This window comes from Acetobacter sicerae (assembly GCF_011516765.1).
GTDB classification, from domain to species: Bacteria; Pseudomonadota; Alphaproteobacteria; order Acetobacterales; family Acetobacteraceae; genus Acetobacter; species Acetobacter sicerae.
Genome location: NZ_JAAABN010000005.1, coordinates 149,557 through 163,794, shown reverse-complemented (window position 1 = coordinate 163,794; position 14,238 = coordinate 149,557). Strand labels below are relative to the sequence as shown.

Annotated in this window: 14 protein-coding genes; 3 read left to right on the top strand and 11 right to left on the bottom strand. The window is 59.6% G+C overall.

Features of this window, described 5'->3' with window-relative positions; genetic code table 11:
- Nucleotides 1–2 precede the first annotated feature (2 nt).
- From rpsP to GVI59_RS07630, 7 genes are all read right to left on the bottom strand, one after another.
- On the bottom strand, nt 3–353 hold the full coding sequence (gene rpsP / locus GVI59_RS07660) for a 30S ribosomal protein S16 (protein ID WP_173573695.1): 351 nt from the start codon (nt 351–353) through the stop codon (nt 3–5).
- A 44-nt stretch (nt 354–397) separates the two neighbouring features.
- A complete protein-coding gene (ffh, locus tag GVI59_RS07655) occupies nt 398–1,810 on the bottom strand; it encodes a signal recognition particle protein (RefSeq protein ID WP_010667938.1) in 1,413 nt (470 codons plus the stop codon).
- A gap of 230 nt (nt 1,811–2,040) precedes the next feature.
- The gene (locus GVI59_RS07650; protein ID WP_338422077.1) at nt 2,041–3,195 is read right to left on the bottom strand and encodes a Hint domain-containing protein; all 1,155 of its coding nucleotides are present in this window, start codon (nt 3,193–3,195) and stop codon (nt 2,041–2,043) included.
- Nucleotides 3,196–3,899: 704 nt separating this feature from the next.
- Nucleotides 3,900–5,360 carry an NAD-dependent succinate-semialdehyde dehydrogenase gene (locus GVI59_RS07645; RefSeq protein ID WP_173573693.1) on the bottom strand — a complete coding sequence of 487 codons (1,461 nt, stop codon included), beginning with the start codon at nt 5,358–5,360 and terminating at the stop codon, nt 3,900–3,902.
- Nucleotides 5,361–5,469: 109 nt separating this feature from the next.
- Nucleotides 5,470–6,240, bottom strand: coding sequence for an exodeoxyribonuclease III (locus GVI59_RS07640; RefSeq protein WP_173573692.1), 771 nt, complete (start codon nt 6,238–6,240; stop codon nt 5,470–5,472).
- A gap of 120 nt (nt 6,241–6,360) precedes the next feature.
- Complete coding sequence (gene erpA, locus GVI59_RS07635; RefSeq protein ID WP_173573691.1) at nt 6,361–6,702, bottom strand: iron-sulfur cluster insertion protein ErpA; 342 nt, start codon at nt 6,700–6,702, stop codon at nt 6,361–6,363.
- A 178-nt stretch (nt 6,703–6,880) separates the two neighbouring features.
- On the bottom strand, nt 6,881–7,219 hold the full coding sequence (locus GVI59_RS07630; protein WP_077811719.1) for a P-II family nitrogen regulator: 339 nt from the start codon (nt 7,217–7,219) through the stop codon (nt 6,881–6,883).
- Between the two features lie 213 nt (nt 7,220–7,432).
- Here GVI59_RS07630 and GVI59_RS07625 point away from each other — a divergent pair, with 213 nt between their 5' ends.
- The gene (locus tag GVI59_RS07625; protein WP_173573690.1) at nt 7,433–8,662 is read left to right on the top strand and encodes a UbiH/UbiF/VisC/COQ6 family ubiquinone biosynthesis hydroxylase; all 1,230 of its coding nucleotides are present in this window, start codon (nt 7,433–7,435) and stop codon (nt 8,660–8,662) included.
- A 277-nt stretch (nt 8,663–8,939) separates the two neighbouring features.
- On the opposite strand, the gene GVI59_RS07620 is transcribed toward GVI59_RS07625, so the two are convergent.
- The 4 genes from GVI59_RS07620 to GVI59_RS07605 all read right to left on the bottom strand — a co-directional run bounded on the left by GVI59_RS07620 (nt 8,940) and on the right by GVI59_RS07605 (nt 12,187).
- Nucleotides 8,940–9,233, bottom strand: a complete 294-nt coding sequence (locus GVI59_RS07620; protein ID WP_173573689.1) for a hypothetical protein — start codon at nt 9,231–9,233, stop codon at nt 8,940–8,942.
- A 196-nt stretch (nt 9,234–9,429) separates the two neighbouring features.
- On the bottom strand, nt 9,430–10,509 hold the full coding sequence (gene hisC / locus GVI59_RS07615) for a histidinol-phosphate transaminase (RefSeq protein ID WP_173573688.1): 1,080 nt from the start codon (nt 10,507–10,509) through the stop codon (nt 9,430–9,432).
- Nucleotides 10,506–11,015: an ankyrin repeat domain-containing protein gene (locus tag GVI59_RS07610; RefSeq protein WP_173573687.1), complete on the bottom strand. Its 510-nt coding sequence runs from the start codon at nt 11,013–11,015 to the stop codon at nt 10,506–10,508. Before GVI59_RS07610 ends, hisC begins: the two co-directional genes overlap by 4 nt.
- A gap of 89 nt (nt 11,016–11,104) precedes the next feature.
- Nucleotides 11,105–12,187, bottom strand: coding sequence for an MBL fold metallo-hydrolase (locus tag GVI59_RS07605; RefSeq protein WP_242013006.1), 1,083 nt, complete (start codon nt 12,185–12,187; stop codon nt 11,105–11,107).
- Nucleotides 12,188–12,407: 220 nt separating this feature from the next.
- Here GVI59_RS07605 and GVI59_RS07600 point away from each other — a divergent pair, with 220 nt between their 5' ends.
- Both GVI59_RS07600 and GVI59_RS07595 read left to right on the top strand, forming a co-directional pair.
- Nucleotides 12,408–13,757: an aspartate aminotransferase family protein gene (locus GVI59_RS07600; RefSeq protein WP_173573685.1), complete on the top strand. Its 1,350-nt coding sequence runs from the start codon at nt 12,408–12,410 to the stop codon at nt 13,755–13,757.
- Nucleotides 13,758–13,792: 35 nt separating this feature from the next.
- The gene (locus GVI59_RS07595) at nt 13,793–14,194 is read left to right on the top strand and encodes a tautomerase family protein (protein WP_173573684.1); all 402 of its coding nucleotides are present in this window, start codon (nt 13,793–13,795) and stop codon (nt 14,192–14,194) included.
- Nucleotides 14,195–14,238 lie beyond the last annotated feature (44 nt).

The window sequence follows — 14,238 nt, the reverse complement described above, 5'->3', positions numbered from 1 at the left end:
CCTCAGGCTGCGGCTTCAGCGGCAGCGGCAGCGGCCTTCGCACGCTCCTGCGCCTTCTTCTTCGGCGCTGCCTGCTTCGGCTGCTCGTTCCAGGTCGGCTTCGCGATCAGGCCGGCATTGCCGAGGAAACGGGCGACACGGTCGGTCGGCAGAGCGCCCTGAGACAGCCAGTGCGTGATGCGCTCGCTCGTCAGCTTCACGCGGTCAGCGTGGTCGGACGGCAGCATCGGGTTGTACGCGCCAACCTTCTCGATGAAGCGGCCATCGCGGGGTGAACGGCTGTCAGCAATCACGATGTGGTAGTAAGGACGCTTCTTTGCACCAGCGCGTGCAAGGCGGATTTTGAGGCTCATTCAACTACTCCGGTAAAGCCAGAAAAAGATAAAAAGGGGACAGGTCAGCCGAAGGGAGGCCGGCCACCGGGACCACCGGGGAAGCCGCCGGGGCCTCCCGGCATGCCGCCCCCGGACATGAGCGCGGAGGCCTGCCGCATCAGGCCTTTCAGCCCGAGCTTGTTGACCCGCTTCATCATGGTGGACATGTCATCGAACTGCTTGAGCAGCTTGTTGACTTCCTGAACTGTGGTTCCAGACCCGGCGGCGATACGCTTCTTGCGCGACGCCTTGATGATGTCGGGCGTCTTGCGCTCCGCCTTGGTCATGGAGGAAATGATGGCCTGATGCTTCTTGAAGATCGTGGTGTCGAGCTTCTTCTCGTCCACCATGTCCTTCATCTTGCCCATGCCCGGCAGCATCCCGAGGATGCCCGAAATCGAGCCCATCTTCTGGATCTGCTTGATCTGCGACACATAGTCATCGAGATCGAACTTGCCGGCCATCATCTTCTTGGCCAGCCGCTCTCCCTCTTCCTGATCGAGCGTATCAGCAGCTTTCTCGACCAGACCGGCGATGTCACCAAGGCCGAGGATACGGCCCGCGACACGCTCCGGATGGAACTCCTCCAGCGCGTCCAGCTTTTCGCCCGAGCCCGTCAGCTTGATCGGCGCGCCGGTGATCGCACGCATGGACAGCGCAGCGCCGCCACGGGCGTCACCATCCATACGGGTCATGACAACGCCGGAAACGCCAACGGCCTCATTGAACAGCTTGGCCGTGTTGACGGCGTCCTGACCCGTCATCGCATCGACGACGAGCAGCGTTTCAGCCGGATGCGTGACGTCACGGATCTGACGGACTTCATCCATCAGCGCTTCATCAATGGACAGACGGCCCGCCGTATCGAGAATGACGACGTCGTAGCCTTCACGACGCGCCGTATCCATCGCACGATTGGCGATCTCGACCGGCGTCTGGCCTGCGATGATCGGCAGGGACGCCACTTTCGCACGCTCGGCAAGCTGCTGGAGCTGAAGCTGCGCGGCCGGACGCTGCGTATCGAGGGAGGCCAGCAGCACCTTCTTGCGCTCGCGGGTCGCGAGACGCAGGGCGATCTTGCCAGACGTGGTGGTCTTACCTGAGCCCTGCAATCCGACCATCAGGATCGGCACAGGCGGGGCTGCGTTCAGGTTCAGGGGAACCGCGCCCGCACCGCCGAGGGCGTCGATCAGCGCGTCATTGACGATCTTGGCGACGGCCTGACCGGGGGAGATGCTTTCCAGCACCTCCGCGCCGACAGAGCGCTCTTTGACCTTATTGACGAAGTCCTTGACGACCGGCAGCGCGACGTCCGCCTCCAGCATCGCCAGCCGAACCTCGCGCATGGCCTCCGCAACGTCGGCCTCGGTCAGCGTGCCGCGCTTGCCGAGATCGCCAATAACGCCGGAAAACTTGTCGGACAGAGATTCGAACAAGAACCGTTTCCCCAAAAGAATACGCGCCACTGCGCGAATACTCGCGGGGTGGCGTGACTTATGTGCAGGTCATGTCCCTACGCTCCGCAGGCGCAGGAGTCAAACAGAAACGCCCAATTCCGTCGCGCTGGATGACACAAAAAAAGTCCTGCCGCCCGGTAGCAGGGCGGCAGGACTGTCGAATCACTCTCACTCGGTTATGCAGGGCAGCACTACGCGCCCTGAGCTACTCAAGCAGTCTGGACGTCATCGGCTCCAGCCACCTCAGCCAGCCTGTAAGGACCGCCTGCGAGAATACGGACCGCAAGCTGGGCAAACGCACCGGTTTCATGCCCTTCGAACGACAGCAGAGCATTGCCATCCGTCCATCGCGCGCCCTCCGCATCGCGGCACTGCCAGCCAGACAGTTCCGTCTCCGTCAGATGTGGCGTCAGGACATGCGGCTTGCCGCTGTCAAACAGCTTGATCTCTCCGATGGCGACGCCGAGCGCGCGCCGGTCATCCACAAACACCCCCATGACATCGCTGGGGCGGCTGGTGCGGGAAACGATCCGCACCGATTTGACGCCGGACGGAAGCCGGAAGGCGGTGTAACCATCCACCTGACGCGATTCCCTGATGACCTGCCCGCTTTCCGTAACAAGATGGAGATCCGCATCATGCGTCAGAACCGGCAGCGCAGCATGCATCGGGACGTCACACTCGATCGCCCGGGCTTCAATGCGACGATAAATCGGCTCGACAGAGGCGCTGTCCGTTTTCAGCGGAGCAGCGGCATCCGTTTCCCACCGCAGTCCACGACTACCGATCCGGGCTGCTCCGGCAACCTGCCTGAATGCATGACGGTCTCCTGTGTCGAGATAGCTTTCCGTCAGCACGCCATCCGCCATGATGATGGCGTGGTTTTCAGTCTCAATGTGATAGTAATCGTAGGAAAGAATGGACCGGTCATAGAAGATGGATCTGCCATTCACCAGCATCCGGACAGGAACAAATCCGCCATCCAGATACAGGCAGTGTTCGGCAGTCACCAGCATATCCTGAGCAGGCACGGCGGGGGCGATGGCGTCTTTCAGAACACGCACCGGATAACCCGCCTCATCCTCATGAGGCAGAGGACGGACCACGGCATGGGATTTTCCAGCCCACACCACCTTGCGCGCAACAGGAGCGCCGCCCGCATCTGACCATGTATTCAGGATGTCGCCTTCCTGAATATCTTCGACGCGCACGTCGCCGGAAACTGTCGAGATCAGTGTTCCCGCAAGAAAACAGGCAGTGATTTCATAGTAACCACCAGACTGCGGAACAACATCCGTCAGATTTTTCTGAACGTAGTGCGCTCCAGCTTCTATCGACGATCCCAGATTCAGAAAATCACCCACGATCCGGAAAGATATGCTTTTCCCATCCGCAGTGTCATAATTTATGATCGTTATATCAGTCGCCTTGTTATAAACGACAGTGGAATCTGAAGAGATATTCCCAGAGCCAATCTCTATACTGAAATCAGCATTGTTTGACTGGTTGATATATACCTGAGTACCTGACGAAGCCGCCTGAATGGAATCCAGATATATTGACGCTCCGGAAGCACTCACGTTGATATAGTTCGTTCCATACTTACTGAACGAACTACTACTTGTATGTAGAGAGCTGTTTTGTGAATTGAGATTATAGACGGTCATGACGCAAGGCCTCTCCGTGAAGGAGTGAATTTCGTCTATTTTATTAACCATAAGTGAATCATGAAAGGTCAATTTTTATTTTTAATTAAAAATTTACGTCGTTATGTAAATTAAAAACCAGTTTCTCATTATCGACATCAATTCTGCGATATTAAAACAATTTAAGTATAACACTTACAATGTCAGAGAGCGCATGCGCTTCACCCCACATGCGGGCGACACTATTTCCGAAAGATTTCTTTTGGCAGAAACGTGCGCGGCACGAATAGAAGCTCAATAAAAAGCAGAGAATAAACAGTATTTATTGCACTGCTTTTTGCGACTTACCGAGAAAAACCAGCAACAAAAGATCTGAAAGCGGCCCAGTCAGACCTCTCGCCTGGCTGGGCACGTGCTTCAGATTACAGCTTGAGACCCGCCATATGGAGCGCCTTGACCTCAAGGAACTCGTCGATGCCTTCCGCTCCGCCTTCACGGCCAAGCCCGGACTGCTTCACCCCGCCGAAAGGCGCACATTCCATCGACACCATGCCGGTATTCACGCCGACCATGCCATATTCCAGCGCCTCGCCGACACGCCACGCCCGGCTCATATCCGTCGTGAAGAAGTAGCTGGCCAGACCGAATGGCGTGTCATTGGCCTTGCGGATCGCTTCCGCTTCATCGCTGAACCTGAAGATCGGCATCAGCGGCCCGAACGTCTCTTCGCTGAACACACGCATCTCGGTCGTCACGCCTTCCAGCACGACCGGCGTGGCGAAGTTGCCGTTTGTCTCAAGAGGCGCGCTGACATAGCGGGCGCCTTTGGACAGAGCGTCCTCGACATGCTCGCGGACCTTCTTCACGGCGCCTTCATTGATGAGCGGCCCCATCGTCACGCCCTCCTCAAGCCCGTTACCGACCTTGAATTTGGCGACCTCTTCCTTCATCCGGGCGACAAACCGGTCGTGGATGCCGTCCTGCACAAAGATGCGGTTGGCGCAGACGCAGGTCTGTCCGGCATTACGGAACTTGCTGGCCAGAGCGCCAGCAACAGCCGTTTCCAGATCGGCGTCATCGAAGATAATGAACGGCGCGTTTCCACCAAGCTCCAGACTCAGGCGCTTGATGGTGTCGGCTGACTGGCGCATCAGCAGCGCGCCGACATGTGTGGAGCCGGTGAAGGACAGCTTGCGCACGACCGGGCTGGAGGTCAGTTCCGGGCCGATTTCCTTCGCGTCGCCGGTCACGAGAGAGAACAGCCCCTTCGGCAGACCGGCGCGCTCGGCCAGAACGGCCAGCGCCAGCGCGGAATAAGGCGTCAGTTCGGACGGCTTGAGCACCATGCTGCATCCGGCGGCGAAAGCCGGACCGCACTTGCGGGTGATCATGGCGTTGGGGAAGTTCCACGGCGTGATGGCGGCAGTGGTGCCGACCGGCTGCTTCACGGTAAGGACGCGGCGATCCTTCTGCGGCGGCGTAATGACGGCCCCGTTGATACGACGGGCTTCTTCCGCGAACCACTTGATGAAGGTAGCGCCGTATTTCACCTCACCCTTCGACTCGGACAGAGGCTTGCCCTGCTCGACCGTCATGATGAGCGCCAGATCTTCGGCGTTCTGCAGAATCAGGTCATACCACGCCATCAGGAGGTTGGCGCGCTCATCAGGACTGGTGGTTTTCCACTTGGTCTGCGCCCGGTCCGCGGCTTCGATCGCCCGCTGGGTCTCCGCGGCCGTACAGGCCGGAATCGTTCCGATCACTTCACCCGTCGCCGGATTGGTGACGGACAGCGTCTTGCCGGAAGACGACGTCATCCATTCGCCCGCGATATAGGCCTGTTCACGGAAGAGAGATGGATCGGAAAGATTGGCAATGCCCATGATGGACCTCCGGATGAGCGGCGCTCTGTTGAGATGCCGGCATTCTGTCACCCAGAGTTAGAGTGACATCCCGCCAGACAGATTAACCTTTCTGACGCTGGAGGGTTTTTCAGTCCAGCGTGATCATGACGGGAACATGGTCGGACGGCTGAGGCAGCGCCCGCTCGGCCTTGTCCGGTTCCGCTTTGACAAGACGCTCCGCCACGGCGGGCGAGAGCAGAAGATGGTCGATGCGGAGTCCCATATCACGGTTGAAGGCCCCGGCCTGATAATCCCAGAACGTATAGATCGTCTCGTCGGGATGAAGCGCCCGCACGGCGTCCGTCAGGCCAAGCCAGAGCAACCGCCTGAAGGCCGCACGGCTTTCGGGGCGGACAAGAGCATCCGTGGCGGACAGCGCGCCGGGGGCGAGATCCCGGTCTGTCGGACAGACATTGTAATCACCGGCAAGAATGAAATTCGTGCCCGCCCGCAGCATGGTTTCCGCATGACGGGCAAGAGCGTCCAGAAATTCCAGCTTGCCGAGAAAACCGGCTTCACCGCCGGAATTGCCATTGGGGAGATACAGATTACCCACGGTCAGGGAATCAAGCCTGACCTCAATATAACGCGCCGGCGGCTCAGGGTCGCCCAGACCCGGCAGGCTGCGAGCCAGAACCTCGACAGGACGGCGGGAAAGAACCGCCACGCCATTGTAGGATTTCTGCCCGACACAGTGAGAGATATAACCGGCTTCTTCAAAGACCGAAGCGGGAAACAGATGGTCCTCGCATTTGATTTCCTGCAACAGAAGCAGGTCCGGTTCGTTGCGCTTCAGCCAGTCGAGGACAAGAGACTGACGCTGGCGGATGGAATTGACATTCCAGGTCGCAATTTTCATGGCGTTATGGCGGCCTTGTGAACCGGGTGTGCGGACGGACCTGTATGTGCAGGTCCGATGGAAGACCGCGCTGTCGTTCTGCTGCGAAGGAAACAGGTCACGGCGGAGGAAACGACTGCGTCAGGCGAGCGAGAAGCTCGTGCCACATCCGCACCCGGAGGCCGCATTCGGGTTCTTCACCGCAAAATGCGCGCCCATCAGTTTGTCGACAAAGTCGAGTTCGCCGCCATTCATCAGATCCAGACTGACGGGATCGACCACGACGCGGATACCGTGACTGGTGACGACAAAGTCATCCGGCGACGTTTCCGGATCGAGTCTGAACTCGTACTGAAAGCCGTTGCACCCTCCCGCTGAAACGGAAACGCGCAGGGCGGACGTCGATTCGGCAGCCCCTTTCGTCGCGATGATCTCGGCGATGCGTCGGGCGGCGGCGTCGGAAACGGTGAAGCTCTGGGTCATGGGAGGATAATGGGTTGTCGAAGCGTCAATGTGAAGAGGGACAGGTGCGAGAGAGCTTCGCGACAGAAGAACTGGTGAAAGATTGTCTCAGGAAGTGACCGGATGACTTCCGACACCATCCGTCGGCAGGCTGCCGGCAGGCAGCCTTTCCCGGAGGATGTCGCCGGTCTGGACAGGCTTAAAGCGCCTCGTCACCACTTTCACGTGTGCGGATACGCACAACGCGGTTCAGGTCGCTGACAAAGATCTTTCCATCACCGATTTTCCCGGTATGGGCAGACTGAAGAATGGCCTCGACCACCTGATCGACAAGCGCGTCGGAGGTTGCGATTTCAATTCTGATCTTCGGCAGAAAGCTGACGTGGTACTCCGCGCCGCGATAAATCTCGGTCTGCCCTTTCTGACGACCGAAGCCTTTGACTTCAGACACGGTCAGCCCTTGGATCCCCAACGGCGAGAGCGCGTCGCGGACGTCGTCGAGCTTGAAGGGCTTGATAATTGCCGTGACGAGCTTCATCCCAGTTCCTCTTTAATCACCAGAAAATTCACAACGATGCCGTAATGGCTTTGCCAAGGAAGCATATTGTTTCCTTCCTGTCACGTCATATGGAACACATCGCTTGGGATAGCTCGAACGCTCAAAGCATGTCATGAGTTCCGCCACTGAGACCGGGCTGTTTTCTGCGTATGCGGGCCCGGCATAAATTGTTGAATTCATGGAGGCCTCGGTATGTCCAGCATGACGGAACAGGGCACTGGCGAAACAGTCACGGACGTTGCGGTCTGCATTATCGGCGCGGGTCCCGTGGGGGCCACGCTGGCCTGCCGCCTTGCCAGGGATGGGGTTCCCGTGGCTGTCGTGGACCGCTCAGCGCTGCCGCCGATGGAGAATCCGGAATTCGACGGCAGGGCCTACGCCATCGCCGCCGGCTCAAAAAACCTTCTCGAAGCCGCCGGTGTCTGGGAGCATCTTCCGCAGATCGCCTGCCCCATCGAGGATATTCTCGTCACGGATGGCAGACCGGGCCAGCCTCCTTCCTCGTTGTCCCTTGAATTCACCCGTGAAGACTCGACGCAGCCTTTCGGCTGGATGGCGGAAGCCCGCGCCCTGCGTGTGGCCCTGAACGCCACGCTGCACAATTCTCCGCTGGTGACGGTGCTGGCGCCTGCCGACGTCTCGATCATGCGGAATGAAAGCGGCGTGACCGTGAAAGCCACGGATGGCCGCACGATACGGGCGCAGCTTCTTGTGGCCGCAGACGGTCGCGGCAGCCGGACACGGTCCAGGGCCGGTATTCCCATCACGAAACTCGCCTATGGACAGAGCGGCATCGTCTGCGCGATCGCCCATGAGTACCCGCATGACAACGGCGCGCTGGAGCATTTCCTGCCGGGCGGCCCCTTCGCCCAGCTCCCGATGACCGGGACCGCCGAGCATCCTTATCTTTCAGCAATTGTCTGGAGTGAAAAGGACGCGATGGCCCGGCGGATCGCCGCCCTCCCGGAAGAACAGTTCAAGCGCGAGCTGAAGCGTCGCATCGGTGATCGGCTGGGAGACGTCACGCCAGTGGGTCGCCGCTGGGTGTATCCGCTCGCAGCGCAGTATGCCCAGCGCTACACCGCCACACGTCTTGTGCTGGCGGGTGACGCAGCGCACGGCATTCACCCCATCGCCGGGCAGGGTCTCAATCTCGGGTTCCGGGATGTGATCGCACTTTCGGATATTCTGATCACCGCGCACGGCAAGGGGGAGGATCTCGGCAATCCGGCCCTGCTGGCCCGCTATCAGGCGCGATGCCGCCCTGCAAACATGATGATGTTTGTGGCGACCGACGCGCTGGATCGTCTGTTCAGCAACGACAATCCGGTGTTGCGCTTAGCGAGGGATGTCGGGATTGCGACTGTTCAGCGTCTGCCGCGTCTGCGGAAGGCGTTCGTCAAACATGCGATGGGTGTCTGATCCGACAGGTCTTCTGTCTGACTTTGTAGATTACTGGGGCTCTGCCCCGCACCCCGCCAAAGGCTCGCCTTTGGAAACCGTTTAATCCGGGTCAAGGCCCTGGGTGCTTTGCGGGTGCGAACAGCGTCTGCTTACGGATCATTGGCTTTTCTTCCGACAAGTATCATCGGTCGCCGTAAAAACAGAAAAGGTCCGGGGACACCGGACCTTTGAGCCTGCCGAAATCATGATTCCGGCAGGCAACGACACCCGCAGGTGTCGCGCCATGGACAGTCATTCAGCCCGTCAGGTCTGAACGGATGCGACTACGTGGCCGACGGGGGGCTTCCCCTGCGCGGGCAGCAGCCGGACGCTGTGTCCGATTGTCGGACGAAGACTTCAGAGCGGGAGCCGCAGTCAGTTCGGCCTCAAGCTGGGCGATACGCTTGCGCACGCTGTCCCGCAGGGCGGGAGCCGTGTGCGACTTCATGGATGCCAGCGTTTCCTTGAGGTCACGAAGCTGCTTCTGCTTCTCAGCAAGAGTACGGCGGATCGGCTGATTATCCGAAAGCTGGCCGTGAAAAGCACGCATGTTTCAAAACCCAATCAGGCAGGACAAAAGGTTACCCCCATATCTGGAGGACAGATTCTAACAAAAAGTGAAAAAACAGACTCTCTCACCTGTCCTTTACGACTGACCAGTCCTGCCGACGGGCGAGAACGACAGACGTGAGAGGGCTGTCTGTTTTTCGGAGTGCGGGGAAGTGTTCAGAAAATGGAAGTCGGCGTTAATCCGGCGACTGATCATTTCTGTGCAGGATATCCTGCAACGCCTTCACCAGTGCTGCGCATTGCGCATCGGTTCCGACCGTGATCCTGAGCCAGGATGATGTTCGCGGGCCTTTAAGATGGCGCACGATTATCGCCCTTTCTCTCAACGCGGCCGCCAGCATGGCAGCCTCACGATCCTGATGCCGAGCGTAAACAAAGTTGGCGCTGGAAGGCAATACCTCAAAACCGAGTTCCGCGAGGGAACCCGACAGAGCCGTCCGGGTCGCCATCACCCTGTTGACGCATTCGGCAAGCCATTCTTCGTCTTCATAGGCCGCCAGAGCGCCAGCCTGCGCCAGACGATCAAGCGGATATGAATTGAAGCTGTCCTTTACACGGACCAGCCCTTCGATAAGGGCCGGATCACCGACAGCAAAACCGACACGCAGGCCAGCCAGTCCCCGTGATTTGGAGAATGTCTGGACCACCAGAAGATTCGGATAGCGGCTGACAAGTGAGACAGCGGATTCAGCGCCGAAATCCACATAGGCTTCATCAATCAGCACCACCCGGTCCGGATGCGCAGCCAGCAGCTTTTCTATGTCCCCAAGCCCCAGCGCAATCCCGGTCGGCGCATTGGGGTTGGCCAGCACGATGCCGCTGTTCGGACGGTTGAAATCCCCGATCCGCACACGCAGCCCGTCATCGAGCGGAATGGTCTCGAAGGGCAGACCGTAAAGACCGCAATAGACCGGATAGAAACTATAGGTCACATCGGCGAACAGCACCGGCTCGCCATGGTTGAAGAACGCCTGGAACGCGTGCGCCAGAACCTCATCCGAACCATTGCCGACAAAGACGTGATCCGCCGTCACCCCCTCGCGGCGGGCGACAGCCTCACGCAGGGCTAGAGACGCCGGGTCGGGATAGAGGCGGAGCGTCTCGTCGGTCGCCGCCTGCATGGCCGCAATCGCCTTGGGAGACGGACCGTAGGGACTCTCGTTGGTGTTCAGCTTGATCAGATTGGTCAGACGAGGCTGCTCACCGGGAACATAAGGCGTGAGGCGATGAACCAGCGGACTCCAGAAACGACTCATGAAGAAATTCCAAAAAGAGTGAGCATATCCGGCTGTCCCTGTGTGACCGCCATTTCGCGGGCGCTCTGGCCTTCGCCATCCTTCCGGTCCGGATCAGCGCCTGCTTCAAGCAGATAACGCACCATATCCGTGCGCCCGAACATGACGGCGAACATCAGCGGCGTGCGCCCGACACTGTTGACGGCGTCCACAGCCGCACCGTGCTCGATCAGGATTTCGGCAATCGGGCGATCGCCCTTGAACGCCACGCCGGCCAGCGCCGTCGCACCCTTGGCGTCCGTCTTGTCAACGGATGCGCCGGATTCGAGCAACTGCTTCACCGTCTCGCCGCGCCCGTTATAGGCGGCCAGAATCAGCGGCGTGTATCCTTTGTCATTCGTGGCGTCAGGACTCAGACCCGCCGCGATGAACTCGCTGACAAGATCCGTCTGACCGTCACGCGCAGCCTCAAGGAACAGGGCTTCGATTTCCGCCTGATCGAATGTCTCGCCTTCATGTTCTGGCATCTGGCTCTCCCTTCCCGGTTCCACTGCAACGCCCCGCACGGAAGGCGCTTCTGGTCTTCTACGTTATTCGTCCGTCTCTGCGAAGGACGCTACCGGCGTAACAGGCGCGTTTCACCAAACCCGAGCGGCGCAAAAGCGTCCGGCGCAAGTCCGGCCCATTCCGCCGTCTCCCTGAGACAACGCTCCGGCTCACCCAATGGCTCCTGCGACAACGGAAAAGTTCCGAAATGCATGGCGATCCCGTGACGTGCCTGCAACTGCCGAAACGCCTCCACCGCTTCCACCGGGTCCGTATGAACCTTGCGAAGCAGCGGACGCGGCGCATACGCCCCGATCGGCAGCAAAGCTATATCAGGCGCGCCGAGCCGGGTGCGAATCTCCTTCCAGTGAGGTCCGTGCGCGGTATCACCCGCAAAGAAGACAGAAGGAATTTCCTGTGATTTCGGAAAGCGCAGAAAAAAGCCGCCCCACAGACGCTTCCCGGCGTCAGTCAGACCACGCTGCGTGAAATGACGGGCTGGCGTGCATACAACCTCAAGGTCACCGATCCGCACATTCTGCCACCAGTCCAGTTCGGACACCCGCGACAGACCGGCCTTGCGAATCAGATCGCCCGTCTGCGCCGTCGTCACGACCACGGGATTGTCCCGACGGGCCAGCGCCCGCAGAGATGGCAGATCGAGATGGTCATAATGACAATGCGAGACCAGAACGACGTCGATGGGCGGCAGATCGGCCAGTTGGTATGCTGGCGGCCGGAAGCGCTTCGGCCCCATAAACGGCAGGGGCGAACAGCGTTCCGAGAAAATCGGGTCCGTCAGAACAGAGAGCGTGCCGCCATCCGGCAATGGGAATCTGAGAAGGAAGGTGTCGTGACCGATAAAGGTGACAGCAACCTCCCCCTGCCCCGGCACGGCGTGCGGATTTCCCGGCACATCCGGCTCAAGGTCTTGCGGCGGCTTTTCCCGAAGACTCGCTATCATCCAGCGCAGAAACACCAGAGGTCTTACCCCCCGCCGTTTTTTACCTGCCTGAGCCGCCGACTGCGGAGGAGCCGGCGGCTCAGGCCAGGCCGGAGGCCTTGGAGCTTCCCGCCAGTCTTCCGGAAGAGGTGAATTGACGAAAATCTCTCCGTTGCAATGATCGGAAAGCGGAAGGACTGTCTGTTTCATGACGGGAAAATAGCACCGGGAAGGGAAGACGCCATCAGAACTTCTGACCACAGTCCGTTGATAGATCTGCGGGACATTCCCTTTACCGATTGCGTCATGTCCTCCTGGCGTCACAGGAAATGGCAGAAAAGATGTGCCGCGCATGTCTATACGAAATCGCAATGATCACGTAACACAGACGCGAATATCCCCGAGCGGGGAAAAAGCGGGAGCCTCAAGCATGCCTGAACTGAAAAACGAGTTCGATTGCGCCAAAAGCCTCAGAGAAGGGCGCTACTGGATGCCGTTCACGGCCAATCGTCGGGTCAAGGAACAGGGCATGGCCCGCGTTCTGGAGAGCGCGAGCGGGCCTTATTACACGACAGCTGACGGTGTGAAGCTGTTTGATACCCTGTCCGGCCTGTGGTGCTCCCCGCTCGGACACGCCGATCCACGGATCTCTGAAGCCCTGAAAAAGCAGGCTGACACACTCGACTATGCGCCGGGCTTCCAGCTTGCCAATCCTGTCACGGTCCGCCTCGCCGAGCGCATCGCCAACATGGCGCCGGCCGGACTTGAGCATGTCTTTTTCGCCAACTCCGGTTCGGAGGCCGCCGACACAGCCCTGAAGGCCGCCATCGGCTATCATCGACTGCGTGGCGAAGGCGGCCGGTTCCGTCTGATCGGCCGTGAGCGTGGCTATCACGGCGTCGGACTGGGCGGCATGTCGGTCGGCGGCATTGTCCCCAACCGCAAGATGTTCGCCACGATCATGGCGCCGGGTGTGGACCATATCCGTCACCCCTATGATCACGCCAAGGTCGCGTTCTCCAAGGGGCAGCCCGAGTGGGGCGCGGAGGTGGCCGAGGATCTGGAACGTGTCATCGCACTGCATGACGCCTCCACCATCGCGGCGGTCATGGTGGAACCGGTACAGGGTTCCACTGGCGTGCTGGTGCCGCCGATCGGCTATCTTGAGCGTCTGCGCGAGATCTGCACCAGGCACGGCATCCTGCTGATCTTCGACGAGGTCATCACCGGTTTCGGTCGTATGGGCGAGAACTTCGCCTCGCAGCGTTTTGGCGTGAAGCCGGACATGATCACCTTCGCCAAGGCCGTGACCAACGGCATTGTCCCGATGGGCGGCGTGATCGTGAGCGACGAGATCTACAATACCTTCATGACCGGCCCCGAAAACGCGATCGAGTTCGCGCACGGCTACACCTATTCCGGCCATCCGCTGGCGGCTGCCGTGGCGCACACGGTTCTCGACATCATGGAAGAGGAAAGTCTGGTCGCCCGCGCCCGCTCACTGGAGCCAGTGCTGGAGGAGGCCATTCACAGCCTGCGCGACCTGCCCATCGTGCATGACATCCGCAATATCGGTCTCACGGCGGGCGTCGATCTGAAGCCACGGGAAGGCGCGCCCGGCGCACGAGGTCTTGAACTGTTCGAAAAAGGGCTGAAGAGCGGGCTTCTCCTGCGCTGCACCGGCGAGACGATCTCTTTTGGTCCTCCGTTCATTTCGACACCTGAGCAGTTGCGTGACATGGTGGCGACCGTCCGCAAACTGATTACCGAGCTGGACTGATCCCGGCTCCCTTCCGACAAGACAAGGAGATTTTCATGCCTCTTCTGCATTTTCACGTCTACGAAGGCCGCAGCGAAGCCGAGATCAAGAAGCTGCTCGACACCACGCATGAAGCCATGCTGGAGGCGTTTCAGGTGCCCCGTGGCGATCGCTACCAGATCGTCACCGAGCACAAGCCGTCACACATGATCCTTGAGGATACGGGCCTCGACATTCCGCGCACCAAAAACATGGTGCTGTTGCAGGTCTTCAGCCGTCCGCGTGGCGATGGCGGGCTGGCTCTGTTCTATCGCCTGCTCACGGACCGTCTGGAAGCGGAATGCGGGATCAAGTCGTCCGACGTCATGATTTCCGTGGTGGAGAACAAGGACGCCCACTGGTCGTTCGGTCTTGGCCGCGCCCAGTTCCTGACAGGCGAGCTTCCTCTCCGCAAGTAATTGCGACCGGGCAGGCCTGATGCGCTTCGGGCCTGCCCCGCTCT